The 24,156-nt window shown below is 63.0% G+C and carries 21 protein-coding genes and 3 pseudogenes; 11 read left to right on the plus strand and 13 right to left on the minus strand.

The features are described from left to right. The first annotated feature begins 75 nt into the window (after nucleotides 1-75). On the plus strand, nucleotides 76-336 hold the full coding sequence (locus tag ACOIX3_RS18500) for a PepSY domain-containing protein (protein WP_163159632.1): 261 nt from the start codon (nucleotides 76-78) through the stop codon (nucleotides 334-336). Between the two features lie 252 nt (nucleotides 337-588). Then, complete coding sequence (locus tag ACOIX3_RS18505; RefSeq protein WP_420971270.1) at nucleotides 589-1,872, plus strand: cystathionine gamma-synthase family protein; 1,284 nt, start codon at nucleotides 589-591, stop codon at nucleotides 1,870-1,872. 118 nt (nucleotides 1,873-1,990) lie between these two features. On the opposite strand, the gene ACOIX3_RS18510 is transcribed toward ACOIX3_RS18505, so the two are convergent. From ACOIX3_RS18510 to ACOIX3_RS18520, 3 genes are all read right to left on the minus strand, one after another. Continuing rightward, nucleotides 1,991-2,335 (minus strand): zinc ribbon domain-containing protein YjdM, encoded by a 345-nt coding sequence (locus ACOIX3_RS18510; protein WP_420971271.1) that lies wholly within the window; start codon nucleotides 2,333-2,335, stop codon nucleotides 1,991-1,993. Between the two features lie 124 nt (nucleotides 2,336-2,459). Continuing rightward, on the minus strand, nucleotides 2,460-3,410 hold the full coding sequence (locus ACOIX3_RS18515) for a LysR family transcriptional regulator (RefSeq protein ID WP_420971272.1): 951 nt from the start codon (nucleotides 3,408-3,410) through the stop codon (nucleotides 2,460-2,462). A 117-nt stretch (nucleotides 3,411-3,527) separates the two neighbouring features. After that, complete coding sequence (locus ACOIX3_RS18520; protein WP_171947553.1) at nucleotides 3,528-3,668, minus strand: hypothetical protein; 141 nt, start codon at nucleotides 3,666-3,668, stop codon at nucleotides 3,528-3,530. A gap of 306 nt (nucleotides 3,669-3,974) precedes the next feature. On the opposite strand from ACOIX3_RS18520, the gene ACOIX3_RS18525 reads away from it, so the two are divergent. Continuing rightward, complete coding sequence (locus tag ACOIX3_RS18525; protein WP_420971273.1) at nucleotides 3,975-4,391, plus strand: DoxX family protein; 417 nt, start codon at nucleotides 3,975-3,977, stop codon at nucleotides 4,389-4,391. A gap of 63 nt (nucleotides 4,392-4,454) precedes the next feature. Here ACOIX3_RS18525 and ACOIX3_RS18530 read toward each other — a convergent pair whose 3' ends face one another. Both ACOIX3_RS18530 and ACOIX3_RS18535 read right to left on the minus strand, forming a co-directional pair. Continuing rightward, nucleotides 4,455-5,447, minus strand: a complete 993-nt coding sequence (locus ACOIX3_RS18530) for an LLM class flavin-dependent oxidoreductase (protein ID WP_420971274.1) — start codon at nucleotides 5,445-5,447, stop codon at nucleotides 4,455-4,457. Nucleotides 5,448-5,722: 275 nt separating this feature from the next. Further along, nucleotides 5,723-6,583, minus strand: coding sequence for a hypothetical protein (locus tag ACOIX3_RS18535; protein WP_420971275.1), 861 nt, complete (start codon nucleotides 6,581-6,583; stop codon nucleotides 5,723-5,725). Nucleotides 6,584-6,631: 48 nt separating this feature from the next. On the opposite strand from ACOIX3_RS18535, the gene ACOIX3_RS18540 reads away from it, so the two are divergent. The 5 genes from ACOIX3_RS18540 to ACOIX3_RS18560 all read left to right on the plus strand — a co-directional run bounded on the left by ACOIX3_RS18540 (nucleotide 6,632) and on the right by ACOIX3_RS18560 (nucleotide 10,046). Then, on the plus strand, nucleotides 6,632-6,808 hold the full coding sequence (locus ACOIX3_RS18540; RefSeq protein WP_420971276.1) for a hypothetical protein: 177 nt from the start codon (nucleotides 6,632-6,634) through the stop codon (nucleotides 6,806-6,808). A gap of 34 nt (nucleotides 6,809-6,842) precedes the next feature. Further along, entirely contained in the window at nucleotides 6,843-7,451 is a 609-nt protein-coding gene (locus tag ACOIX3_RS18545) for a hypothetical protein (RefSeq protein WP_420971277.1), read from the plus strand. Between the two features lie 238 nt (nucleotides 7,452-7,689). Beyond that, nucleotides 7,690-8,826, plus strand: coding sequence for a metallophosphoesterase (locus ACOIX3_RS18550; protein ID WP_420971755.1), 1,137 nt, complete (start codon nucleotides 7,690-7,692; stop codon nucleotides 8,824-8,826). A gap of 389 nt (nucleotides 8,827-9,215) precedes the next feature. Further along, complete coding sequence (locus ACOIX3_RS18555) at nucleotides 9,216-9,485, plus strand: DUF2312 domain-containing protein (RefSeq protein ID WP_420971278.1); 270 nt, start codon at nucleotides 9,216-9,218, stop codon at nucleotides 9,483-9,485. 171 nt (nucleotides 9,486-9,656) lie between these two features. Next, entirely contained in the window at nucleotides 9,657-10,046 is a 390-nt protein-coding gene (locus tag ACOIX3_RS18560) for a lysozyme inhibitor LprI family protein (protein ID WP_420971279.1), read from the plus strand. Between the two features lie 65 nt (nucleotides 10,047-10,111). Here ACOIX3_RS18560 and ACOIX3_RS18565 read toward each other — a convergent pair whose 3' ends face one another. Beyond that, complete coding sequence (locus ACOIX3_RS18565) at nucleotides 10,112-10,297, minus strand: hypothetical protein (RefSeq protein WP_162136641.1); 186 nt, start codon at nucleotides 10,295-10,297, stop codon at nucleotides 10,112-10,114. A gap of 426 nt (nucleotides 10,298-10,723) precedes the next feature. Here ACOIX3_RS18565 and panD point away from each other — a divergent pair, with 426 nt between their 5' ends. Next, nucleotides 10,724-11,137, plus strand: a complete 414-nt coding sequence (gene panD / locus ACOIX3_RS18570) for an aspartate 1-decarboxylase (RefSeq protein WP_420971280.1) — start codon at nucleotides 10,724-10,726, stop codon at nucleotides 11,135-11,137. Between the two features lie 92 nt (nucleotides 11,138-11,229). Here the strand turns inward: panD and ACOIX3_RS18575 are convergent. The 5 genes and pseudogenes from ACOIX3_RS18575 to ACOIX3_RS18595 all read right to left on the minus strand — a co-directional run. After that, nucleotides 11,230-11,442: pseudogene (locus tag ACOIX3_RS18575) on the minus strand (DNA-directed RNA polymerase subunit alpha C-terminal domain-containing protein); the annotation flags it as partial. A 153-nt stretch (nucleotides 11,443-11,595) separates the two neighbouring features. Continuing rightward, a pseudogene (locus tag ACOIX3_RS18580) lies at nucleotides 11,596-12,162 on the minus strand (GIY-YIG nuclease family protein); the annotation flags it as partial. A gap of 127 nt (nucleotides 12,163-12,289) precedes the next feature. Then, the gene (locus tag ACOIX3_RS18585; protein ID WP_420971281.1) at nucleotides 12,290-13,768 is read right to left on the minus strand and encodes a P-loop ATPase, Sll1717 family; all 1,479 of its coding nucleotides are present in this window, start codon (nucleotides 13,766-13,768) and stop codon (nucleotides 12,290-12,292) included. A 26-nt stretch (nucleotides 13,769-13,794) separates the two neighbouring features. Then, a pseudogene (locus ACOIX3_RS18590) lies at nucleotides 13,795-14,577 on the minus strand (IS5-like element ISBj2 family transposase). Between the two features lie 327 nt (nucleotides 14,578-14,904). Then, entirely contained in the window at nucleotides 14,905-18,678 is a 3,774-nt protein-coding gene (locus tag ACOIX3_RS18595; RefSeq protein WP_420971282.1) for a vitamin B12-dependent ribonucleotide reductase, read from the minus strand. An 818-nt stretch (nucleotides 18,679-19,496) separates the two neighbouring features. Between ACOIX3_RS18595 and ACOIX3_RS18600 the strand changes: the two genes are divergently transcribed. Continuing rightward, entirely contained in the window at nucleotides 19,497-20,390 is an 894-nt protein-coding gene (locus tag ACOIX3_RS18600; protein WP_420971283.1) for a DMT family transporter, read from the plus strand. 6 nt (nucleotides 20,391-20,396) lie between these two features. Here ACOIX3_RS18600 and ACOIX3_RS18605 read toward each other — a convergent pair whose 3' ends face one another. Further along, nucleotides 20,397-22,634 carry a CHASE3 domain-containing protein gene (locus tag ACOIX3_RS18605; protein WP_420971284.1) on the minus strand — a complete coding sequence of 746 codons (2,238 nt, stop codon included), beginning with the start codon at nucleotides 22,632-22,634 and terminating at the stop codon, nucleotides 20,397-20,399. 19 nt (nucleotides 22,635-22,653) lie between these two features. After that, on the minus strand, nucleotides 22,654-23,058 hold the full coding sequence (locus ACOIX3_RS18610; RefSeq protein ID WP_342722252.1) for a response regulator: 405 nt from the start codon (nucleotides 23,056-23,058) through the stop codon (nucleotides 22,654-22,656). 180 nt (nucleotides 23,059-23,238) lie between these two features. Here ACOIX3_RS18610 and ACOIX3_RS18615 point away from each other — a divergent pair, with 180 nt between their 5' ends. After that, the gene (locus tag ACOIX3_RS18615; protein ID WP_420971285.1) at nucleotides 23,239-24,135 is read left to right on the plus strand and encodes a DMT family transporter; all 897 of its coding nucleotides are present in this window, start codon (nucleotides 23,239-23,241) and stop codon (nucleotides 24,133-24,135) included. Nucleotides 24,136-24,156: the final 21 nt, after the last annotated feature.

Genomic DNA, 24,156 nt, shown 5'->3' on the forward strand with positions numbered 1-24,156 from the left:
CCGCTGTTCCTGGAACTGATAGGGTGCGCCGCTCGTTTTATGCGGCATGACATCCCGTTCCATGAGGAGTGACTGATGCGAAGCTTTATTATTCCGGCCATTGCGGCGTTGGCGATCGGCGCAGCGACGCCGGCGATGGCTTATGATTCCGGCAGCCAGATCTCGATGGAGGCAGCCCTCGACGTTGCGACCAATCTCGGCATCGTGACGGTGTCCAACACCAAGTTCCTCGGCGACGAGTGGGAAGTCGAGGGCCGTGACCGGCTTGGCCGCTGGATGCAGGTTGATGTCGATGCGCGGACCGGCGAGGTGCGCAATGTCGATCGCAGCTGGTAGCCGTATTCACCGCTGCGTGAGCAGCGCGCGCCGGCGATCGGTCCTGATGTCGTCGGCTAAGTGACATCACGCACGCACGATGTGGATGACGGTTTTCGGACGGCCGGCGGAGCAGAGCGCACGCCGGCCGTTCGTTATCCAGGGTGTTCGAGGCAGTGTTTTGGCGGAATGGCACAAAGGTGGAGTATGCTTGCGGCAGATTCTTAAGGGCCTGCCGCACATGCGATGGTCCCTCGAACAAGGAGACTGGCCGTGGTCAAACCGTTTCCGTCCAGAACCCACATCGGCAATCACCTGCTGCATCCGGAAACCCAGATGCTGAACTACGGCTACGACCCGCAGCTGTCGGAGGGCGCCGTCAAGCCGCCGGTATTTTTGACCTCGACCTTCGTGTTCCGGACCGCCGAGGACGGCAAGGACTTTTTCGATTTCGTCGCGGGCCGGCGCGAGCCTCCGGAAGGCATGGGAGCGGGGCTGGTCTATTCGCGCTTCAATCATCCGAACAGCGAGATCGTCGAGGACCGGCTCGCGATCTATGAGCGCACCGAGAGCTGCGCGCTGTTCTCCTCCGGGATGTCGGCGATCTCGACCACGGTGCTGGCTTTCGCGCGGCCCGGCGACGTCATTCTGCATTCGCAGCCGCTCTATGGCGGCACGGAGACGCTGTTCAGCAGGACGCTGGCGGGTTTTTCGATCGGCGCGGTTGGCTTTGCCGACGGCCTCGACGAGAGCATCGTCCGCGCTGCCGCCGACGAGGCCATGAAGAAAGGCCGCGTCGCGATGATCTTCATCGAGACGCCAGCCAATCCGACCAACGGCCAGGTCGATATCGCGCTCACAAGGCGCGTCGCCGACGCGATCGGCAAGGCGCAGGGCTTTACCCCGATCATCGCCTGCGACAACACGCTGCTGGGGCCGGTGTTTCAGCGGCCGATCGAGCACGGCGCCGACCTCTCGCTGTACTCGCTGACCAAATATGTCGGCGGCCATTCCGATCTGATCGCGGGCGCAGCGCTCGGCTCGAAGAAGCTGATGAAGGACGTCAAGGCGCTGCGCGGCGCGATCGGCACCCAGCTCGATCCGCATTCCTGCTGGATGATCAGCCGTTCGCTGGAAACGCTCAGCCTGCGCATGGAAAAGGCCGACCGCAATGCGCACATCGTCGCCGACTATCTGCGCGACCATCCCAAGGTGGCGCAGGTGCAATATCTCGGCCATCACGACGCGGCGTCTCCTGCCGGGCGTGTGTTCGCAAGCCAAAGCTCTGGCGCCGGCTCGACCTTCTCGTTCGACATCGTCGGCGGGCAGGCGGCGGCGGAGAAATTCCTCAACAGCTTGCAGATCTTCAAGCTCGCGGTGAGCCTCGGCGGCACCGAGTCGCTCGCGAGCCTGCCGGCCACGATGACGCATTCCGGCGTGCCGGCCGACATCAGGAAGAAGATCGGGGTGCTGGATACGACGATCCGGCTCTCGATCGGGATCGAGCATCCGTCCGATCTGGTCGCCGACATCGCGCAGGCGTTAAGCAGGGTGTGAGCGTGGCGGACGGGCAGAGCGAAGCGAAACCCGTCAACTTTGTATCCGCGGCGCCAACGATGGGTATCGCTGCGCTCCGCCCATCCTGCGGGCTACCAGATTTTCCGGAGAGAGCTGGCTAGGCCTTCTTCACGAACTCGGATTTCAGGTTCATCGCGCCGATGCCATCGATCTTGCAGGCGATGTTGTGTCCATCGCTCCCCTCGGTGAGGCGGATGTTCCGGACCTTGGTGCCACCCTTGACGACCGATGACGAGCCCTTGACCTTGAGATCCTTGATCACGATCACGCTGTCGCCGTCCGCCAGCGGATTGCCGTGCGCATCACGCACGCCTGCCTCCTGCGAGACTACTGCGGTCGCATCGCCGCTCCATTCATGGGCGCGTTCCGGGCAGACCCACAGAGCCGCGTCCTGATAGGCATGCTCGGAATTGCAGTTCGGACAGTTCATGGCCGCGTCCATCGTTGAGATCGTCTCCGTCGTGACGGGCGCACCGTAGGGGCACACGCGGGCAAAGCAACAAAAAACCGTCGCGTGTGCGGCTGAGCGGCAAGCGCGCAGGACGGACCAGCCAGGTTTGAGCCGGCTAAATCTGCGCCTTGAGCGCGGTGGCCAGGAAATCGATGGTGGCGCGGACGCCGGGCAACATGCCGCGCCGCGACGGAAACACGAGATGGATGATGCCTTCCTTGGCGCTCCAGTCCGGCAGAACGCGGACCAGCTTGCCTTCGCTGAGGGCGGCCTGACATTGCAGCTCGGGCAGCAGCGCGATGCCGAGCCCGGCCTCGGCCGCGTGAATGAGGATGGTGAAGTCACCCGCGGAAATCTTCGGTTCGACGGCGACTGAGGCCTTTTGCCCGCGCGGGCCTGACAGCTCCCATGTGCGCAGGCCCTGCGTTTCCGTGGCATCGAGGATCGGCAGCCCGGCAAGATCGCCGGCCGCCTTCGGCGCGCCGTGCGCCTTGAGCAAGGCCGGGCTCGCGACCAGCAGCCTCCGGCTGGTCCCGATCCGGCGCATCTGCATCTCGCTGTCGGTATCGAGGCTGTCGCGGATGCGAATGGCGACGTCGACCTGCTCCTCGATCAAATTGATCGGCCGGTTGGTGATGAGGAATTGCGCCCTCAGCCGCGGATACTTGGCGAACAGCTCGGGCAATTTCGGCGCCAGCGCGCGCTGCACGCCGACCGGGCAGCCGATGCGGACGAGGCCCTGCGGCTCGGATTTCATCCTGAGCGCGACTTCATCGACGGCCTCCGCGGCGTCGACCACGGTCTGCGCATGCCGGTAGACGTCGCGGCCGATCGCCGTGATGCTCAGCCGGCGGGTCGAGCGTTCGATCAGGCGAACGCCGAGCTGCTCCTCCAGCAGCGCGACATGGCGGCTGATCCTGGACTTCGGCAGGCGGAGCGCGCGTGCCGCGGCCGAAAACCCCTCGTGCTTGACCACTGCCGCGAAGAAATAGAGGTCGTTGAAGTCCCGCATGAAAGGCGCTGCCAGGTCAATTCCGCCCGCATCGGGCGGGACCAGATCATTCATCCGCATCATAGTTCCCTTCGATTTTCAACGTCGAATCGCCGCCTGTCGACCGGAAAGCCGTTCGACAGGCAGCGCGGCGGAGGCCTGTATGGCGGGCCAGGGGCCTCGCGAGCTGCCTCACCAGCCGTCGTCGAGGCTGGTCTTCGGCGTTGCGATGTCGCCGTCGTCCTCGTCGTCGTCCCGGATCGCCGGCGTGAGGCAGGCGTGCTGGAAGCTGCGCAGGGCCTTGATCAGGTTGTTCATCAGGATATCGCACATGGTCCGTCTCCTTCGATGCAGGGGATCATAGGCGCGACCGACCAGCCGCATTAGCCGGTGTTTGTCAGACGGAGCGTTCCACAGACTGAACGACGCCGCGTGATCCGGATTCCGGAGCGGGGATGCCCCAGCCGCATGCCGCGCGATCGTTCTTCTGGTGGAACGATCCGTCTGAAACTGGCCGACTAATCGATCGGCGGCGGCGGGGCGATAACAGGGACGAAGCGGACAGCAACACGGTTCGCGACCGGCGAGACCACGGACGGTGGGGCGCCGAATTCATCCACGCAACAAAGGATCACGACCATGAGCGCTACCAAATATCTTCCCTTCGCCGGCCGACTTCTGATCGGCCTCCCGTTCGCTATGAGCGGCCTCAGCAAGCTCGGCGCGTATGCGGCCACCACTGGTCTGATCAGTGCCGTCGGCCTGCCGTTTCCTCCGCTCGCCTTTGCGGTGGCGGTCGTCGTCGAGCTCGGCGGCGGCCTGCTGCTGATTGCCGGCTATCAGGCCCGCGCCGTGGGGCTGGCACTGGCAGTGTTCTCGATCGCAACCGCGGTCGCGTTCCACAGCAATTTCGCCGACCAGAACCAGATGATCCACTTCCTGAAGAACGTGATGATGGCGGGTGGATTGCTGCAGATCGCAGCGTTCGGCGCCGGCGCGCTCAGCCTCGACAACCGCGCCAGCCATGCCGTGCCGCAAGCCGTCGCTGCGCATTAAGCCGAATGCGAACCAGCAACCGCTGCCGCGCCAGAAGCGGCAGCGGTCGGCTGCGTGATGAGGTCAGGCGCTTTTGAGTCCGCCGGCCTCGGCGATCAGCTCGAACGATCGCAGCCGCTTCTGGTGATCGTAGACGTCGGACACGATCATCAATTCGTCGGCGCCGGTCTCCGCGACCAGCGCATCGATGCCGGCGCGCACCGTCGCGGGCGAGCCGATGATGGTGCGGGCGAGCATCCGCATCGCCTGGACTTTTTCAGATGGCGACCAGTAGGTCTCGATGTCGTCGATCGGCGGCTGGCTCAAGCCGCGCGCGCCGCGGAAGATGTTGGTGAACGACATCTGCTGCGTGGTGGCGAGCCGCCGCGCTTCCGCGTCGGTGTCGGCGGCGATGATGTTGACACCGACCATGGTATAGGGCTGCTGGAGCTGCTCCGACGGCTTGAAGCGCGCGCGATAGATCTGCAGCGCCTGGATCAGCAGCTCGGGGGCAAAGTGCGAGGCGAAGGCGTAGGGCAGGCCGAGCTCGCCGGCCAGCATCGCGCCAAAATTGCTCGATCCGAGAATCCACAGCGGCACGTCGGTGCCGGCCGCCGGCACGGCCTGGATGCGCTGGTTGGGCCCGGCTGCGGCGAGGAAGGCCTGCACCTCGAGCACGTCCTGCGGAAAGTTCTCGGCGGATTCTGGCGTCCGGCGCAGCGCGCGCAGGGTAAGCTGATCGGTGCCGGGCGCGCGGCCGAGGCCGAGGTCGATGCGATCAGGAAACAGCCGCGCCAGCGTGCCGAACTGTTCGGCGATGACGTAGGGCGCGTGGTTCGGCAGCATGATGCCGCCGGCGCCGACCCGGATGGTCTTGGTGCCCGCCGCGATATGCCCGATCACGACCGACGTCGCCGCGCTCGCGATGCCGGCCATGTTGTGGTGCTCCGCCACCCAGATCCGGCGATAGCCCAGCGCCTCGGCATGCACGGCGACATCGCGCGCGTTATAGAGCGCGCCGCGCGCGTCGGTCTCTTCGGTGACGCGGACGAGATCGAGAATGGAGAGGGCGGCCACGGGAGCTCCGGAACTAGAGGAGGGTGCGCAACGGACGCGGCCGGTGGTATCAGGCTGTGTCCACGGTGGGTGCGAAACGGCTGGGCTGCCGTTTCATGCAGATGCATATGGATACGGTCGCCATGCGGGTCAATCCGCCTGATCCGACCGAGGTGCGCTGAAGCGGCAAAGCTGCCCGTCCCAAAATATCGAAAACAACCCCATGCAAAGTAGCAGTGGCTGCGAGGACAGGAGAAGCGACTTGACGCGTCGGGCAACTCAACAGTACGCTTCCATTATTCCGAAATTGTGCAAGTGCCCGCCATTCGACCGCCGCTGCCGGAAAATCGTCGCGTCAGCCCCCAGACGATCGCAGCCGTCGCTGCCGTCGCGAGCAGATGCTTCAAGGTGTGTCCGCTGACGAAGCCGAGGGTGTCTGCGATCTGGTGGTCGAGCACCTCAGTGATCTTGGCCACGACGTACAACCCCATCGCAGCGGCGAAGGCGAGGCGCTCAGTGCGCGGCGCGCGATAGATCGACTGCCACAGCGGAATCAGAATCAGCGGGAGCACCTGTAGCAACAGGTACGGTCGCAGGTCGCCCGCGCCGTGTCGGTCGGTATAAACCCACCATGCGACGCTGGCGACGGCGAAAAGCCCGAGCACGATCGCTTCGATGTTCGCCGTCAATCCCGGGTTCGTCTTCGACCCCGGCCGGGTGTCGCCGCGGACGCCGACGAGCAGGCCGGCGCCGGCGAGCGCGATCGGCAGCATGTCCCAGGTCAGCCGGCCATTGCCGGGGGCAAGGTGAAAGAAGGCGGAGCCGAAGGCGGTCAGGAACAGGCCGATCAGGAACAGGCGATAGCCCGGCCATCCGGCGCGCAGCCGATCGCTGTTGCGGTGAGGGCGCAGCGCCAGCCAGCCCCAGATCGCGACCAGCGCGAAGCCCGCGTTCGAGAAGACATCGGCGGCGTGGGGGACGCCTGATAGGGTCGAGTGGTCGGCGAAATCGTTGTAGTTGGCCGGCTGCGCGATGCGTCCGTGCAGCGCGAATGCCGCAAGGATGCCGATCGTGATGATCGTCGGGGTGACTTTCATCCACGGTCTCGCGGGCCGCTCGGACCCGGTCGATCCGTCCATCCGGAAGGTCGTCTGCATCGTCGGCTCCCAGCACAAATGAACATTGTTCAATAATAGATCAAGAAAATGAGCGATGTTCAAGTTCTATTTTGCGCTTTGATCGCCGTCGATGGCGAGGTGCGCTCCGCCGAGTTGCGAGCAAAGGCCGCGCGTTGCGCTGCCCTTGTGATTCTCGTCGGCGTTGCGGCGGAAGGATTGCGCCCGACGACCCACGCTCCACATTTCAGTAGATTGATCGGCTGACGGTGCAGAAGGCGGACTGTCGAAGGGCAAACCGATGAGGCTCGCGGATTTCGTCCCCAAGAGAAGACAGTCATGGCGAAAACAGTCTTGGGCCGACATTGCCCGATTGGCAGTGGTTCAATTTTGTGGCGAGGCCCTTGGGTGGCTCGGCATTCTTCTGATCTTTTTGGCAGGTAGCATCAGCATCTACGCAGGACTGGCCGCACTTTTATGTTGTGCGCTGGTTCCGACGCTGCTTCTGCGGCGAGAATTCAGACGGGACATCGAGGCTCTCGATGATCCCAACGACAATCCCCGCGCGAACCGGTTGATCGCCAACGCTTCCTCCGGTGCCTCAATCAGAAGGCATCGGAGCGCACTTGGCCAGGCTGCCCCGCGTCCGGATAGTCGTGTGACCCGCGCGCTCGGCGCTTTGGAAGATATGGCATTTCGATTTGTGGTCGAACTTTCCAAATCCGTCGCAATCGTCATTGCCCTGACGGTTGGGATGGCCTTTGCGGCTGAAATGGTCGCGTTCGCTCTATCCGACCGGGATGTAAGTGGGGCCTTTGGTTCGGGTCTGGCCGGAGTCGCTGGCGGCCTGTTTGGCCTGGTCCTCGCCGTCGTGATCGTCCTCAGGCGAATTGCTGATATCGAGGATTGATCGGGCGCTTGTGCCGGGAAGGTCGGCCGGTAGCCCGCATGAGCCAACGGGTCGCCCGAACGCGCGCCCGATGACAGGCTCCGCGATATGCGCGGTCGGTTGGGTGCCACGCAGGGCGTTTCAGCGCCGCGCAATCTGCCGAAAATGTGCTGATCGGCGCCTTACGCCGGTGGCCGATCCACCCTACCTTCGCTGAGCACCCACCGCATAGCCCACCGATCCGATCCGGAGCGAACCTATTCCCCAACTCATCTTCGGCCTGACCAGTCTCTTGATCCTGGCCCGCTTCATCTGGCCGCTCGACTGGCCGCTAACGGCAAAGATTGTCGCAGCGTTGCTGGTGCTGGTCGCCTTGCAGTTTCACCGCTGGAACAGATGGTCGTCGGGATCGGAATTCTCGCCGGAGTTTCCGCGTCCGGTGGTCGTGCTGTTCAACTGGGCGTTCGGTGCGGTCATGCTGCTTGCGCTGCTGCAGCTGGCGCTCGACGCAGGACTGCTGGTCGCAGCCCTGATCCATGGCGGCTTCGTCGGCGCGCCTGACGGCGTCCGCTACGCTTTGGCTGCGCTGGCGGCCGCAGCCGCCGCGATCGGCGTCCATCAGGCGATGCGCATTCCGCCGCTGAAGGATGTCGAGGTCGAGATCCGCGGGCTGCCGCGCCAGTTCGACGGCTACACCATCCTGCACCTGACCGATCTGCACATCAGCCGGCTGTTTCCTGCGGCATGGGCGCGCGAGGTCGTCGCGCGATCGAACAAGCTCGGCGTGGACCTGATCGCGATTACCGGCGATCTGATCGACGGCACCATCGATGCCCGGCGCAAGGACATCGAGCCGTTGCGGGATCTTGTGGCCGCCGATGGCGTCTACGTGATCTCGGGCAACCACGAATATATCTTCGGCTATGACGCCTGGATGGCGCACTACGACGCGCTGGGCCTGCGATCGCTCGAGAACAGGCACATCGTGCTCGAACGCGGCGGCGGCCGCCTCGTGATCGCGGGGATTACCGACCGCGCGTCGCGCCGCAGGAAGCATCCCGTCCGCGACCTTGCCGCGGTGCTCGACGGCGCTCCCAAGGGCGCGCCCGTCGTCCTGCTCGACCACCAGCCGAGCGACGCACGCAACGCAGCTCGGCTCGGCGTCGCGCTGCAACTCTCCGGACACACCCATGGCGGATTGATCTGGGGCATCGACCGCCTGGCCGCGCCCGCCAACGCCGGCTTCGTCTCGGGCCGCTACGACGTCGACGGCATGACGCTCTACGTCAACAACGGCACCGCGCTCTGGCCGGGTTTTGCCTTGCGGCTCGGCCGCCCGTCCGAATTGACGCGGATCACGTTGCGGGTGGCTGGCGACGGGATGAAGTTGGCTTGAATCGATTTGGCCGCAGGTTCGATTCACCTCTCCCCAGTGGGGAGAGGTCGATTTGCGCAGCAAATCGGGTGAGGGGCCGCAGCTCCAACGAGAGACCGTAACCCCTCACCCGGCGCTGCGCCAAAGCCGAAGCTTCGCTTCGGCGTTCTCTCCGTGGACGGCCGCCGCAGGCGGCCTATGCCTCTCCCAAGGGAGAGGTGAACTTCCGACGCCGCTCCAACTCAACCTAATCTCATCATGCCATAAGTGATTTGTTCCGCATCCGATGCTGCGAGCGCATCGTCGTCACAAAAATACCTCAGCTATGAACGCGCCGCAGCGGTCGCGTGCTTAAGATATTGGTCATCTCTTTGCTTTCATTTTCACGACCTCATTCAGCAGGAGGCACCATGTCTGACATCACCATTCCCGGCGGAAAAATTCGTTCCTTCGTCGAGCGGATCGAGAACCTTGACACTGAAATGGCGGAACTCAGCGAGCAGAAGAAGGAAGTCTTCTCGGAAGCGAAGGGCGAAGGTTTCGACGTGAAGATCCTCAGGGAGATCATCAAGCTGCGCAAGCAGGACCAGGACGAACGCGACGAGCGTGAATCCCTGCTCGACCTCTACATGCGCGCGATGGAAACCGCGCCGGCAGAGAAGGAAGCGAAGGCGGCGTGAAGTCGGGGGCGCATCGTATGCGTAGGGCGGGTTAGCGAAGCGTAACCCGCCGCGACTGTTGCGAGCGGCATGGCGGATTACGCCTTTGGCTAATCCGCCCTACGCTTGCTTTCGTTCCGAACAGCGACGATGGTTGTCCGGAACTGCGCGTGGGGTAATTTGGACGTGGTCATGCTTTCGCGAAGGCTTGTCATTGTTGCAGCTACGCTCGTGCTCGCGACCTTGCCGGTGCGCGCGCAGCAAAACAACGAGTATGACGCGTGCATGGACAAGGCCGAAGGGATGTCAACGAAGATGCTCGCGTGCGGCAAGGCCGCAATCGAGAAGTGGGACATCAGGCTCAACGCCGCTTATCAAGCGCTGCTCGCAAAGTCGAAGGGCGAGGCTCACGCGCAATTGCAGACCGAGCAGCGGGCCTGGTTGAAGCATCATCTGGGTGAAACCCATCGCCTCGCCGCGGACCCCAACAACGGGTCCGTCGCGTTCCTCGACTCCCAGGCGTTCGAATTAAAAGACATCGCCGACCGCACGCTGCTTCTTGAAAAGCGCGCCAGCCAGTAGCCCGCATGACGTGGCTACGGGCCATCGGTGAACGTGACGAGGCGCGCGACGAAGCGTTGCGAAAGTCAGGCGCGAGGCTCCAGTTGCTCGCCATTGAAAATATGGAGCATCCCGGCAAATCCGGGATGATCGGCCTCCACGACGTAACGCACCGCACCGGCTCGCGTCGTGAAAACTGAAACGATAATGCCAGGATACTCATAACCGGCACGCTTCCTGACGAGATCGCCGACTTTGAAAGACTGGGACATTGTTCCTCGTCAAGTTGCGAGCGGGCAGTGCTGAATCACTCAGGCGAGCTGCCATCATAGCAGGTCACAACGGCCGGTCGCTGAGCATCAAAGCGAGTAGGGCGGGTTAGCGAAGCGTAACCCGCCGCGGTGTTGCCAGCGAAGCGGCGGATTACGCCTTCGGCTAATCCGCCCTACGCTTGCTCATGCTCGCTGCCAGCCAATCAATGGCAAGATAATGTCATGCTCCCTGAAGGCCGAATTGCAGTTCGATTATTTCAAGGTGCTGCGACAAGCAGTCTAATCCGACCAGCGCAATCGGCGATCTCAGAACAAACCTACCGACGCAAGGACACACCCGGTCGCGCGACACGTATTGACCGGGAGCCGCACGGTCCCTATTGGCGGACGCGGAGAATGCCGACGCAACGATACGGGATGGGCTCGATGCAAGTGACTTTGATGAAGGGCAAGATTCATCGCGCGCGTGTCACCGAAGCGGACTTGCACTACGAGGGATCGATCTCGATCGACCGCAACCTGATCGAGGCCGCAGGCTTCCTGATCAACGAACGCGTCGACATCTACAACATCGATACCGGCGCGCGGTTCTCGACCTATGTGATCGAGGCACCCGCAGGCTCCGGCACCATCGGCCTCAACGGCGCCGCCGCGCGCCTCGCCATGGCGGGCGACAAGGTCATCATCGTCGCCTATGCCGGCTTCGATGCCGAGGAGGCGCGCAGGTTTCGCCCGCCCGTGGTGATGGTGGACGAGAGGAACCGGCGGGTGGAGGCGGGTGAGGTTTCGTCTGGTGGTGTGCTGGCAGAGGCGCAGGTTGAATTCGCCAGCGTCGTTTAACAAGGATGGGTGGCGAAGCGTAGCCCGCCGAGACTGTTGCGAGCGAAATGGCCGATTTCGCCTTCGGCTAATCCGTCCTACGCTCTTGCGGGTCAATCTGTCGAAGCTGGCCAGTGGGCGAGGTCCATGCCAAGACTCAAGCCGTCCAAGTTGAGCAGGGCTTTGATCTCATCGAGAGTCTTGCGACCGAAATACGGCAGCTTCGCCATTTCGTCTTCGGAAAACTGAACTAACGCTCCCACGGAGAGGATGCCGGCATTCTTGAGGAAATTTGTGGATCGAACCGACAACTCGAGTTCGTCGACAGGACAGAGCAGTCTTTCGGCTTGCAGCGAAAGGTAATCGAGGTTCGTCGGTGGCCACGCCGGTAGTGTCTGACCGAGAGAATGGCCGAGTTCTCTCATGAGTTCCATGATCTGGAGCAAGGAAAGGCGCCCGAAGTTCGGTACTCGCAGCAGATCGGCTTGGCTCTTCTGCACTAAATCACCGACGAAGCGGATGCCAGCCTCCTTCAAGCTCTGGGAGGCAATGACGGGCATGTCGAAGCGATCCAGATCTCGATAGAGATGAATTGTTGCCGGAAGCACGGGCTGTGGACGTGAGGGGAAGACCAGCGTTTGGGATCGACCGAATTCGTATTCGTTGGCACGTAGAAACTCGGTCGCCGAGCTGCGCTCATCGTCGTCGAGCAGGGCCGAAAGAGCGTCACGCGCTACGCTGAAACTACAAGCAACAATCTCGCGACCTTTCTGCCAGTGTCCGTCCTTGTCGTACATCCGGAGGTCTTGGTGATCGCGCAGAAGGCGCCGAGCATCGTGCTCTATCCTTCCTCCCTCGGAAACCCATACATAGTAGAGAAGCCGCCAATCGGCGACGCTTCCGTATTTCGTTCGCCTGAGGCGCTTTTCCTGCCGATCGATGTTGATCGTCGTGCCGATTTTCATAACGCGATGGGTTAACGAGCCCGCGATGTAGACGTAGCCAGGTGCGTAGTAGCGGTCACGAAAGGTTTCGGACCAGTTCATCTAACGCTCGGGTATGGAGTGATTACGGTAGCCTAACCTGTAAACTTGCTGCACAGGATGGTGGATTGCCCCTTCGGCTAATCCCTCTCTCGTGGTCGCCGCGATGTACGCCGCCTTAGTTGGCCAGTTAGTCCTCATCCGCATCGGCCTTTCCCTGCACCAAATTCAAGGCATCCCGGTACAGAAACGGCACCCAATAGGTCGGCTCATCTCGTGTACCGCGTTCTTCGAACATACCGAGTTCGACAAGTTTCTTGGCTTCGGCGATGGCCTTATCGCGTGAAAGGGACCACAAGGCTGATAGGCTCTCTGGCGTCTGCTCAGCTTTCTGTCCTTCCAGTTTGGATATAAACCGACGTTCGCTAGGATATTCGGCATAAAGGTATTGGTTTAGGCGCGCCCCAGAAACGGTCGGCAGTGCGATCTTGAAAACCGAACGATCAAACAGTTGGTCACCGTGCGTGGCCGCGCCACCGTTTTCGAGCCTCCTAATCTCTTCATCCCGAATACAGTTCAGCAAATGGATGACTTCTCTGGGAGCCGTCTTTCCGGTGCCATCCGCACAACGTGTTATCAGCCACTTGAAGGTGGGCGCTTTCTGGGGACCTTGCTCAACTTGCTTTGGAAAAAATCGATAGAAGAGCGCCTCCTGCGCTGTTGCATCCTGCAAGACCGCGCCGACGTCAATCTGAAACTCTTTCACAAGTGCATCATTCTTCAAGAGTCGCCGCATGATCAAGTTTAGCAGCGCGGGCTGCGGCCAATCCAAGATCACATATCTGATCAGATGGCTCGCTTCGCGTAGTCCCTGTTCAGTAATTCTTTTCCAGATGTCCTCACGCAGGAATATCTTCAAAGAGACTTGGCCAAGGTTACGAATGTCAGCGTATGCTCTGATCAGTGCACGTAGCGCATTCGCCTCAAGCTCGTGATTTTCTACAAAGGCGACGTCAAGCCTATCCAATAAGACCCAAACCTTCAGATTTGCTTCTTCCAATGCTTCGTTTAGAGTCGAGAACAAACTATCGATGGACGCGAATCCTTTTGCCCTCAAATCGGCCGACGGCTCCTTCAGTACAATTTTCCCCGTGATCCCGGTTGGCATCTGAGTTGCTGGATCAAAGGTCAAGCCACCCTCGATCTGCTCGGCAGCAACAATTCGTCTGGTGTATTCGTGCACGGTTCGCAGGAGCCCTCTGAGGCTAAACTCTCTTTCGAGAAATTTTGCTCCTTCCAGGGCGCTGTATACCGTCTCGACCTTTGCGCCGCGCACGTCGTACTCACGCAGTTGTTGCGCGATGATCGCTAGCGCGTAGAGCTTCCACAACGCGATGAATTCATTTTCGGTTGTCGGCGGGTCTGCCACGAGGTCCTTGAAGACAGTCGCCCCGCGTGGGTTTTCAGCTGCTACCAGCAAAATCCCACTGTCGAAAAAGCTGCCAACCTTCGTCATCAAGAGGGAGTATATGGCGCTCTTTCCCGCTCCCTTTTCGCCGCGAACAATATCGATGTCTCCTTTCGCGACCTTTCCCCATTGGTTGGTCTCGACGAAATAACTAGCAATCTCGTTGACTTCGTCTTCGGCTACCTGAACACCGAAAGACATCTGCTTCAGCAAATTAGGGTTGAGACTCAATTGAGCCAATATGCGACGAGAGCGGCGAGATGAACAGCGGCCAAAAAATTACGGCCGAGCTTGTCATATCGCGTGGCGATGCGCCGGAAGTCCTTGAGCCTGCAAAAGCAGCGTTCGATGACATTTCGTCCTTTGTAGGCGCGTTTGTTGAAGCGATGGATGACGACACGGTTAGATTTATTGGGGATTACGGGCTTGGCGCCGCGACGAATGATTTCGCCGCGAAGCTTGTCGCCATCATACCCTTTGTCGGCGAGGAGCACGCTCATGGGTGGCGCGAGCGCCAGGACATCGGGAGCCGCAGCGATATCGGCATACTGGCCTGGAGTCAGATGCAGGACGACCGGCCGGCAGAGCGGATCGCTCAGCGCATGGATTTTTGTCGTGCGGCCTCCGCGCGAGCGGCCGATTGCTTGATTGTGCTCCCCCCTTTTCCGCCGGAGGCACACCGGTGAGCTTTAATCGAGGTCGAGTCGAGCGACAGTACGACGCCGTCTTCGCCAGGTTTGGCCAGCGCTTCGAAGATTGCGCACCATCGTCCTCGCTTGGCCCAGCGATTGAAGCGATTGTAGATCGTCGTGTAAGGGCCGTATTCACGTGGACAATCACGCCATCGTGCACCCGATTGCAACATGTGAATGATGCCGCTGACGATGCGTCGGTCGTCGTCCCGATCCGGCCCCGTCAGTCCCCTCGGCAGATGCGGTTCGATACGCGCCCATTGCCTGTCGTTCAGCCAAAACAAACCATCGCGCATTCTCTCGCCCCCGAATCAACACGTAGGCAAGAGAATCACGTGTCGCTATTTAGGTACAGACCCTAATTCGATTCATACAGTTAGCCTGTCTAAGCTGAACAACTCTACGATGTGAACTGCAACGCTGGCGACGCACTGAGATTGGGCCGTAGTTGTACGCGGGAGGGACGTAAAGCGGCCCAAACAGGCGGCGGCGCGTTTCGATCGTCCTGCAGCAACATCTAGAGTTTAGGTTATGCCGGCTGAAATCGTACTATTCTACAGTAGATCGCTCTATAAAAAAGGGCCGCTCGTTTGAGCGACCCTCTCACTGACCATCGAAGGAGCGTTGCTGCTGCTGCAGCGCAATTCACGAACACCCCGTCGTGCTGCCGCACGTATCGCACTTCATGCAGGTCCCATTCCGCACCAGCGTGAAGTTGCCGCACTCCGAGCACATCTCGCCTTCGTAGCCCTTGGCCTTGGCTTCGGCGCGACGCTCCGCCTTGGACGGGGCGGCGGCTGCGGCGGTGCCGGGCTTGCTCCAGTTCAGCGCCTCGAGCTTCTCGGTCGGCGAGAGGTCGTGGCTGACTTCCTGCTTCAGGGCGACCGCGCCTTCGATGGTGTCGGAGACGCCGCGGGCGGTGGCGCCGTGCGGAGCCAGCGCGGTGACGCGGCTGCCGCCGGCGGGCGCGTTGTCGGCGTTGCCGCTGACGGCGGCGGAGCCGCCGCGCATGACGACGAGGTTGTCGGTGCGCGACCGGGTCAGGCCCTTCGACACGTACTTGGTCGCCTGGTGGGCGGGGGCCTCATCCGGCTCCTTGCCTTCCTCGACGCCCTTGCCGAGCGCGTCGAAGCCAGACTCGTTCGGATCGACATGGGCGAGGTCGAAGCGGCTCATATAGCTCACCGCGAGCTCGCGGAAGACATAGTCGAGGATCGAGGTCGCGTACTTGATCGAGTCGTTGCCCTGCACCGGACCCGCGGGCTCGAAGCGGGTGAAGGTGAAGGCGTCGACATATTCTTCCAGCGGCACGCCATATTGCAGGCCGAGCGAGACCGCGATCGCAAAATTGTTGATGAAGGAGCGCAATGCCGCGCCTTCCTTGTGCATGTCGATGAAGATCTCGCCGAGCCGGCCGTCGTCATATTCGCCGGTACGGAGATAGACCTTGTGGCCGCCGACAACAGCCTTCTGGGTGTAACCCTTGCGGCGATCGGGCATCTTCTCGCGCTCGCGCATCACGATGATGCGCTCGACCAGCTTCTCGACGATCTTCTCCGAGACCTGGGCGGCACGCGCCGCCATCGGCTTCTCGTAGAGCGCTTCCACCGCATCGTCCTCGTCCTCATCGTCGGAGATGAGCTGCGAGTTGAGCGGCTGCGATAGCTTGGAGCCGTCGCGGTACAGCGCGTTGGCCTTCAGTGCCAGCTTCCACGACAACAAATAGGCGGACTTGCAGTCCTCCACCGTGGCGTCGTTCGGCATGTTGATGGTCTTGGAGATCGCGCCCGAAATGAACGGCTGCGAGGCCGCCATCATCCGGATGTGGCTCTCGACCGAGAGGTAACGCTTGCCGATCTTGCCACAGGGGTTGGCGCAGTCGAACACAGGGTAGTGTTCGGCCTTGAGGTGAGGAGCGCCTTCGACCGTCATCGCGCCGCAGATGTGGACGTTGGCGGCCTCGATCTCGCGCTTGGAGAAGCCGACCGCAGTGAGCAGGTCGAAGCCCGGCGCAGCAATGGCTTCCGCGCCGATGCCGAGCGTGTCGCGGATGAAGTCCTCGCCAAAGGTCCACTTGTTGAAGGCGAACTTGATGTCGAACGCGGTCGGCAGCGCCTTTTCCACCTTGGCAATGGCTTCGTCGGTGAAGCCCTTGGCCTTCAGCGTCGTGGCGTTGATCCCAGGCGCATTCGACAGCGAGCCGTGGCCGACAGCGTAGGCCTCGATCTCCGCGATATCAGCTTCGCGATAGCCGAGCGCGCGCAAGGCCGCCGGCACCGCCTGGTTGATGATCTTGAAGTAGCCGCCGCCGGCGAGCTTCTTGAACTTCACCAGCGCAAAATCAGGCTCGATGCCGGTGGTGTCGCAATCCATCACCAGGCCAATGGTGCCGGTCGGCGCCACCACGGTGGTCTGGGCGTTGCGGTAGCCGTTGACCTCGCCGAGCGCCAGCGCGTCGTCCCACGCCAGCTTGGCATGCGCGACGATGTCGGCCTGCGGGCAGGACTCGTGGTCGAGCGCCACCGGATTGACGGCAAGCGCCTCATAGCCGCGGCTTTCACCGTGGGCGGCGCGGCGGTGATTGCGGATCACGCGCAGCATGTGGGCCGCGTTCTTCTTGTAGCCCGGGAAGGTGCCCAATTCCGCGGCCATCTCGGCCGACGTCTTGTAGGAGATGCCGGTCATCACAGCGGTCAGCGCGCCGCAGAGCGAACGGCCTTCCTTGGAGTCATAGGGCAGGCCCATGGTCATCAGCAGGCCGCCGATGTTGGCGAAGCCGAGACCGAGGGTGCGGAACTCGTAGGAGAGCTCGGCGATCGCCTTCGACGGGAACTGGGCCATCATGACGGAGATTTCGAGCACGATGGTCCAGAGCCGGCAGAGATGCTCGTAGGACTCGATGTCGAACCGCTTGGTGGTCGAGCTGTAGAACGTCAGCAAATTGGCCGAAGCGAGGTTGCACGCCGTGTCGTCCAGGAACATGTATTCCGAGCACGGATTGGACGCGCGGATGTCGCCGGACGCCTTGCAGGTGTGCCAGTCGTTCATCGTGGTGTTGAAGTGCAGGCCGGGATCGGCGGAGGCCCAGGCGGCGTAACCGATCTTCTCCCAGAGATCGCGCGCCTTCAGCGTCTTCGTCACCTTCTTGGTGGTGCGGCCGATCAGGTTCCAGTCGCCGTCGGTCTCGACTGCGCGGAGGAAATCATCCTTCAGCGATACCGAGTTGTTGGAGTTCTGGCCGGAGACGGTCAGGTACGCCTCGGAATCCCAGTCGGTGTCGTAGATGTCGAACGAGATGTCCTTGTAGCCCTGCTTGGCGAACTGGATGACGCGCTTGATGTAGTTGTCGGGCACGAGGTTGTGGCGCGCGAGCTTGATCTCGCGGCGCAGCGCCGGGTTCTTCTCGGGATCGAAGCAGTCGTCGCCACTGCCTTCGCAGTTGACGCAGGCCTTCATCACGGCCTTGAGGTGCTTCTGGTTGATCTTGGAGCCGGTGACGAGGGCTGCGACCTTCTGCTCCTCCTTCACCTTCCAGTCGATATAGGTCTCGATATCGGGATGATCGGCATCGACCACGACCATCTTGGCGGCGCGGCGGGTGGTGCCGCCCGACTTGATCGCGCCCGCGGCACGGTCGCCGATCTTGAGGAAGCTCATCAGGCCGGACGAGCGGCCGCCGCCGGAGAGCTTTTCGCCTTCGCCGCGCAGGCTCGAGAAGTTGGAGCCGGTGCCGGAGCCGTACTTGAACAGGCGCGCCTCGCGCACCCAGAGGTCCATGATGCCGCCCTCGTTGACGAGGTCGTCGCCGACGCCCTGGATGAAGCACGCATGCGGCTGCGGATGCTCATAAGCCGACTTCGACTTGGTGAGCTTGCCGGTCTTCCAGTCGACATAGTAGTGGCCCTGGCCGGGACCATCGACGCCATAGGCCCAATGAAGCCCGGTGTTGAACCACTGCGGCGAGTTCGGCGCGACCATCTGCTTGGCGAGCTGGAAGCGCAGCTCGTCGAAGAAGGCGAGGGCATCTTCTTCAGTCGAGAAGTAGCCGCCCTTCCAGCCCCAATAGGTCCAGCAGCCGGCGAGGCGATCGAACACCTGCTTGGCGCTGGTTTCACCGACGATGCGCTCGTTCTCGGGCAGGGTGGCGAGCGCGTCGGTGTCGGGCACCGAGCGCCACAGCCACGACGGCACGGTCTCTTCCTCGACCTTCTTCAGGCGCGCGGCAACGCCGGCCTTGCGGAAATACTTCTGCGCCAGCACGTCGGAGGCGACCTGCGACCAGAACTCCGGAACCTCGACGTTCTCGGCGCGGAACACGACCGAGCCGTCCGGGTTGCGGATCTCAGATGTGGTCAGGCGGAAATTGATCCCGGCATAGGGAGATTGTCCGCTGGTGGTGTTGCGTCGTTGGATCTGCATGGTCGAGCCCCGTCTCTTCTTCTGCCCGGCCCCACGTTATTCGCAGGTTGCCGGAATGTTATCCGTTCGCGGACTTTGGGAGAACGCGTCAGCACGCCTCCCGTCATCCGCAGCTCAGCCGGTGGATCCGGCCTGTTTTCTCTTCAACCGTCCGGCGCCGGTTTGACCCGACCCAGCGGCGGCATGGTCCCGCGGCGGCGCCCGACTGGTCGGGTCCTCCGGGTCATGCATTCAACGCCCCAAACGCTCACGCGACACGTCACGCGTACGCTTCTTGCGGGCCGGTTCCGGCCTCTGTTTCCGGGTCCTTCTCGGCCCGTTCTGTCGATCCTACGGCGGCCCAAAATCAGGGCAGACAAGCCCTTCACCCGCGGCCCGAAGGCCTGGCGGAGTGGTCATTTTGGAACCCTTGTGGGAGCGACCGGCGGGGACCCAAACACACTCGCGCCGAACAGGTTGAAAGCTAGGCCATGTCCGTTGCGCCCGTCAAGAACTAGTACGAGTTTCTGAATCAAACACTAAATATGGTGGACGGAGGGGGATAACAGGGGTCAGTGCCGCGCCTGTGATCGAGCCAACTATCGGTGAGTCCTCAGGGATTCCCAAGCCAAAAAAATTCCTATCGCCTGTGGATTGGAGGTTCGCCCCGCTGTTCACAGGCGAAGTTTTTATTCGCGGTGGCGGATTGAATTTTGGGGACTCACGTAGCCCTACGGGCAAAGTAAGGATCAGGCATGTCAGGGGCGTGATGGTCGGGCGACAAAATCGCGGGCAAGCTGCGGCCGACTCACATCCTCGTCACACCCTTGCCGGGTTCCATGACAGACCAGAAGCCTTCCGCGCGGCCGCGCCTTGCGCCCGCCGGCCTGATGTTCCTCGCCATCACCTCGGTGGGCTGGGGGTTCAACTGGCCGTCCACCAAGTTCCTGCTCAGCGAGCTGCCGCCGCTGACCTTGCGCGGCATCACCGGCGTGATCGGCGCCGTGCTGCTGGCTGTGCTGGCGCTGCTCCGCGCCCAGAGCCTGCATGTCGAAGCCCGGCTGTGGCCGCGCCTCGTGCTGTATGCGGCGCTCAACGTCTCCGGCTGGATGGTGCTGATGGGGCTCGCGCTGTTGTGGCTGCCGGCGAGCGAGACCGCGCTGATTGCCTACACCATGCCGGTGTGGGCTTCGCTGCTGGCCTGGCCGGTGCTCGGCGAGCGGCCGACGTGGCTTCGGACCATTGCGCTCGTGATGGCATTCGCGGGCCTTGCCGCGATCATGGGCGGCAACGGCATCACTGCGAGCAAGGATAAGCTGCCGGGAATCATCATGGCGCTCGGCGGCGCGTTCGGCTTTGCGCTCGGCACGGTGCTGGCAAAGAAATACCCGCTGGTGATGCCGCCGATCCCGGCCGCGGCCTGGCAGATCGGCCTCGGCTGCGTGCCTATCGCGATCATCGGCCTCATGATCGAGACCACGCATCTCGATCGGATCACGACGGTCGGCTGGTGGCTCCTGGTCTATTCGACGCTGATCCAGTTCTGCGTCGCCTATGTCGCATGGTTTGCCGCGCTCGCCCGGCTGCCAGCGTCGGTCGCAGCGATCGGCACCATGGCGGTGCCTGTGATCGGCGTGATTGCCTCCGCGGTCGCGCTGCACGAGCCGCTCGGGCCGACCCAGATCACCGCGCTGCTGTTCACGCTGGCCGGCGTCGCGCTGGCGACGCGGTAGCTCGCATTACTCACCCAACGCCTGCTGCAGCATGCTGGCGAGCTGCGCCTTGCGATAGGGCTTTGCCAGCAGCAGCACGCCTTCGTCGAGGCGGCCGTGATGCACGATCGCGTTCTCGGTATAGCCCGAGGTGTAGAGCACCTTCATGCCGGGGCGACGCTTGGCGACCTCGTCGGCGAGCTGCCGGCCGTTCATGCCGCCGGGCATGATGACGTCGGTGAACAGGAGATCGAACTTCTCGCCCTTGTCGACCAGTGCCAGCGCGGCGCGGGCGTCGGGCACGGCAATGGTCTTGTAGCCGAGGGCGCCGAGCTGCGTGACCACGTAGTTGCGCACCAGCTGGTCGTCTTCCACGACCAGGATGACTTCGCTGCCGCGCCGCGGCGGCTCCGGCGCAGGCGCCTCCACCTCGACCTGGCCGCGGGCAGGCGGCAGATAAAGCTTGATCGTGGTGCCGTGGCCTTCCTCGCTGTAGATCTTGATGTGGCCGCCGGACTGCTTGACGAAGCCGTAGACCATGCTCATGCCGAGGCCGGAGCCCTTGCCGACCTCCTTGGTGGTGAAGAACGGCTCGAAAACCTTGTCCTGCACCGCGTGCGACATGCCGGTGCCGGTGTCGCTGACCGCGAGCAGCACGTAACGGCCCGGCGTGATGTCGGGATTAACAGCCGCATAGCCGTCGTCGAGCACGATGTTGCTGGTCTCGAACAACAGCTTGCCGCCGTTCGGCATCGCGTCGCGCGCATTGATCGCCATGTTGAGCAGCGAATTGGCAAGCTGCGACGGATCGATATGGACGCTGGCGACATCGGGCGCGAGCACCTGATCGATCTCGATCTGCTCGCCCAGTGTCGGCCGCAGCAGCTTGGCGATATCGACCACGGTGCCGTTGATGTCGACGGTGCGCGGCTCCAGCGGCTGGCGGCGGGCGAAGGCGAGCAGATGCTGGATCAGCTCACGGCAGCGCTCGGCGGCGCGGTCGATCAGCTCGGCGGTTTGCGCAAGCTTCGGCTGGCTGCGCAGGCTGTCGACCAGCGTCTCGGTGGTGCCGGTGATGACCGTCAGCATGTTGTTGAAGTCGTGTGCGACGCCGCCGGTCAGCTTGCCGATGGCGTCGAGCTTCTGCGCCTGCTGCAGCTTGTGCTCGGTTTCGCGCGAAGCGGTGATGTCGTGATAGATCAGCGCCGCACCGGTGATGGTGCTGTCGCCGTCGCGCAACGGCCGGCCCGACACCACGAGGTGAATCTCCGGCGCGCCGCGCACCGGCCGGGCGACGAATTCCAGACCGTCGAATTCCTCGCCGCGCAGCGCCTTGGCCGAGGGCATGTCGTTGGCCAGCATCGGCGTGACGCCGTCGGCCTGGAACACGTTGCTCATGGCGCGCAGCTGCCGGACCGTCATGCCAGGCTTGTAGCGCAGCATCTTCTCGGCGGCCGGGTTCGAGAGCAGCACGGTGCCGCCGCCGTCGATCACCAGCACCGCCTCCGCCATGCTGCGGAACGTGGTTTCCATCACCGAGGTCGAGCGGCGGAGCTCTTCGAGCGCGGTGCCGAGATCCTTGGTGCGTTCGGCCACCTTGCCCTCGAGCGACAGATTGGTCGCCTTGGTCGCGCTGAGCGCACCCTGCAGTTCGCGGCTGGCGCGCCGGGCCGCCAGCGTCAGCGCGACCGCGAGCAGCAGGATCATCACCACGCCGGCAAGGTCGACCGCCAGCAACAGCCGGCCATTGGTCTTCGACTGTTCGGTGCGAATCCCGAGCAGGCGGCGCTCTTCAGTGACCAGGCGGTCGAGCGCCGCACCGACCTGGTCCATCAGCGCGCGGCTCTCGCCCGCGGAGATCAGCGCCGCCGCGCCGGCGGTGTCGCCCGCCGTGCGCAACCTGATCAGTTCGGCACCGAGCGCAATGGCGCGCGCGACGTCTGCCCTGGTGCCCGTGATCAGCCGCGCTTCCTCCGGGGCCGACTTCACCGCAGCCATCAAATCGTCGAAGGCGGCGGTGAGGGTGGTGCTCTGCTGGCGAAACTCGTCGGCGAAGGAGGCGTCGCCCGTCAGCGCGAAGCCGCGCGCCGCGCTCTCGACGCCGCGCGGCAGCGAACGCGCATCCGAAATGCGCTTGAGGATGCCGAGTGCGTGATCGACCGAATCAATCTCGCTGCGCGACTTGACATCCAGCCCGATCGACGCCGCGCTGATGACGAGGAGGATCGCAAGGCCGCTGCCGAGGATGAGACGCTGGGAAGCCATCGACGATTAGTACGAGCAATTATTTGGAAAGACGAGCAGAAGGAGCGGACTTCGCAAGACATTCGTTAACGGCGGCAACCAGCGCCTGCGGGGTGAACGGCTTGCGCAGGCAGGCCGACGCGCCGAGCTCGATCGTCATCCGCAGGAAATCCGGCGCACGGTCGGCATTGGCGAAGGCATAGCCGGACATCGCGATCACGGGAATATGCGGCGCGCGCTCGTGGAAGACGCGGATCGCCTCGAAACCGCGCATATGCGGCATGAAGACGTCGACCAGCATGACGTCGAACGACGCCTTGTCCAGCGCGCGCATGCCCGCTTCACCGCCATCCGCGACGGTGACGTCGAAGCCCTGGCGCTGCAAACACACCTCGATGGCGACGCACACCATCGGGTCGTCATCGACCACGAGAACGCTCGGCACGATGCATCCTCTTCCTGCGGCCTTGCGTGCCGTCGACTCGCTTGGCCCGTCTGCCGATTAAGGCGGAACCTAGACGGAAAGTCTGTATCATAGAATGCATATGCTGTTTGCTGACAAGCAGATTTCCAGCTAGCCCTGACACCATCACTTGTATTTGTCCGCCTACATTACGACGGGTCCATGACCGCAGTTCCAGTCGCCGGCCGCGCCCCGCTGTCACCGCTCGGCCTCGCATTCCTGGTGGTCGCTTCGACCGGCTGGGGTCTCAACTTCCCGATCATGAAGTTCCTGCTCACGGAGTGGCCGCCGCTGTCCTCGCGCGGGCTCTGCGGCGTGGTCGGCGCGATCGCGCTCGCTCTGGTGGCGGTTGCGCGCGGACAACCGCTGCGCGTCCCTGACGGCATGTGGTTGCGCCTTGCGCTGGTGTCGACGCTTTCGATCGGCGGCTGGGTCGCGTCGATGGGCCTGGCGCTGATCTGGCTGCGGGCCAGCGAGGCGGCCGTGCTCGGGATATCGATCCCGGTGTGGGTCGCGCTGGTGGCCTGGCCGGTGCTCGGTGAGCGCGTGTCGCTGCCGCGTGCGCTCGCGCTTGGCGTGGCGCTCGCCGGCATCGCTGTGCTGATCGGCGGTGGCGGTCTCGACGCAAGCCTCGGCAAGGTGCCGGGCCTCCTGTTCGCGCTCGCCGGCGCGCTCTGCGTCGGGCTTGGCACGGTGCTGACCAAGTTCTTCAAGCTCGCAATGCCGCCGCTGTCGCTTGCGGCCTGGCAGCTCGCGATCGGCTGCGTGCCGATCGCGATCGCCGGCGTCCTGATCGAGCAGCCGCAGCTTGCGGCGCTGTCGCAGTTCGGCTGGGCGTCGATGCTCTACATGACGCTGATCCAATTCTGCCTTTGCTATGTCTGCTGGTTCGCGGCGCTGGAGCGGCTGCCCGCGGCGACCGCGTCGATCGGTACGCTGCTGGTGCCCGTCGTCGGCGTGCTGGCGGCCGCGGCCATGCTGCGCGAGCCGCTCAGCACGAGCGACATCGCGGCACTGGTGGTGACGTTCGCAGCCGTCGCGGTGGCGCTGCGGACATAAAAAAGGGCGGCGTTGCCGCCG

This window comes from Bradyrhizobium sp. B120 (assembly GCF_049075665.1).
GTDB lineage: Bacteria > Pseudomonadota > Alphaproteobacteria > Rhizobiales > Xanthobacteraceae > Bradyrhizobium.

Excerpts from the sequence above, each read along its gene's own strand:
- ACOIX3_RS18560 (WP_420971279.1), top strand. The coding sequence starts at position 9,657 with ATGCTTTCGCGAAGGCTTGTCATTGTTGCAGCTACGCTCGTGCTCGCG.
- ACOIX3_RS18615 (WP_420971285.1), top strand. The coding sequence starts at position 23,239 with ATGACCGCAGTTCCAGTCGCCGGCCGCGCCCCGCTGTCACCGCTCGGC.
- ACOIX3_RS18600 (WP_420971283.1), top strand. The coding sequence starts at position 19,497 with ATGACAGACCAGAAGCCTTCCGCGCGGCCGCGCCTTGCGCCCGCCGGC.
- ACOIX3_RS18555 (WP_420971278.1), top strand. The coding sequence starts at position 9,216 with ATGTCTGACATCACCATTCCCGGCGGAAAAATTCGTTCCTTCGTCGAG.
- ACOIX3_RS18605 (WP_420971284.1), bottom strand. The coding sequence starts at position 22,634 with ATGGCTTCCCAGCGTCTCATCCTCGGCAGCGGCCTTGCGATCCTCCTC.
- ACOIX3_RS18545 (WP_420971277.1), top strand. The coding sequence starts at position 6,843 with ATGAGGCTCGCGGATTTCGTCCCCAAGAGAAGACAGTCATGGCGAAAA.
- ACOIX3_RS18500 (WP_163159632.1), top strand. The coding sequence starts at position 76 with ATGCGAAGCTTTATTATTCCGGCCATTGCGGCGTTGGCGATCGGCGCA.
- ACOIX3_RS18525 (WP_420971273.1), top strand. The coding sequence starts at position 3,975 with ATGAGCGCTACCAAATATCTTCCCTTCGCCGGCCGACTTCTGATCGGC.
- ACOIX3_RS18515 (WP_420971272.1), bottom strand. The coding sequence starts at position 3,410 with ATGAATGATCTGGTCCCGCCCGATGCGGGCGGAATTGACCTGGCAGCG.
- panD (WP_420971280.1), top strand. The coding sequence starts at position 10,724 with ATGCAAGTGACTTTGATGAAGGGCAAGATTCATCGCGCGCGTGTCACC.
- ACOIX3_RS18510 (WP_420971271.1), bottom strand. The coding sequence starts at position 2,335 with ATGGACGCGGCCATGAACTGTCCGAACTGCAATTCCGAGCATGCCTAT.
- ACOIX3_RS18540 (WP_420971276.1), top strand. The coding sequence starts at position 6,632 with ATGAGCGATGTTCAAGTTCTATTTTGCGCTTTGATCGCCGTCGATGGC.
- ACOIX3_RS18520 (WP_171947553.1), bottom strand. The coding sequence starts at position 3,668 with ATGTGCGATATCCTGATGAACAACCTGATCAAGGCCCTGCGCAGCTTC.
- ACOIX3_RS18595 (WP_420971282.1), bottom strand. The coding sequence starts at position 18,678 with ATGCAGATCCAACGACGCAACACCACCAGCGGACAATCTCCCTATGCC.
- ACOIX3_RS18585 (WP_420971281.1), bottom strand. The coding sequence starts at position 13,768 with ATGTCTTTCGGTGTTCAGGTAGCCGAAGACGAAGTCAACGAGATTGCT.
- ACOIX3_RS18565 (WP_162136641.1), bottom strand. The coding sequence starts at position 10,297 with ATGTCCCAGTCTTTCAAAGTCGGCGATCTCGTCAGGAAGCGTGCCGGT.
- ACOIX3_RS18535 (WP_420971275.1), bottom strand. The coding sequence starts at position 6,583 with ATGCAGACGACCTTCCGGATGGACGGATCGACCGGGTCCGAGCGGCCC.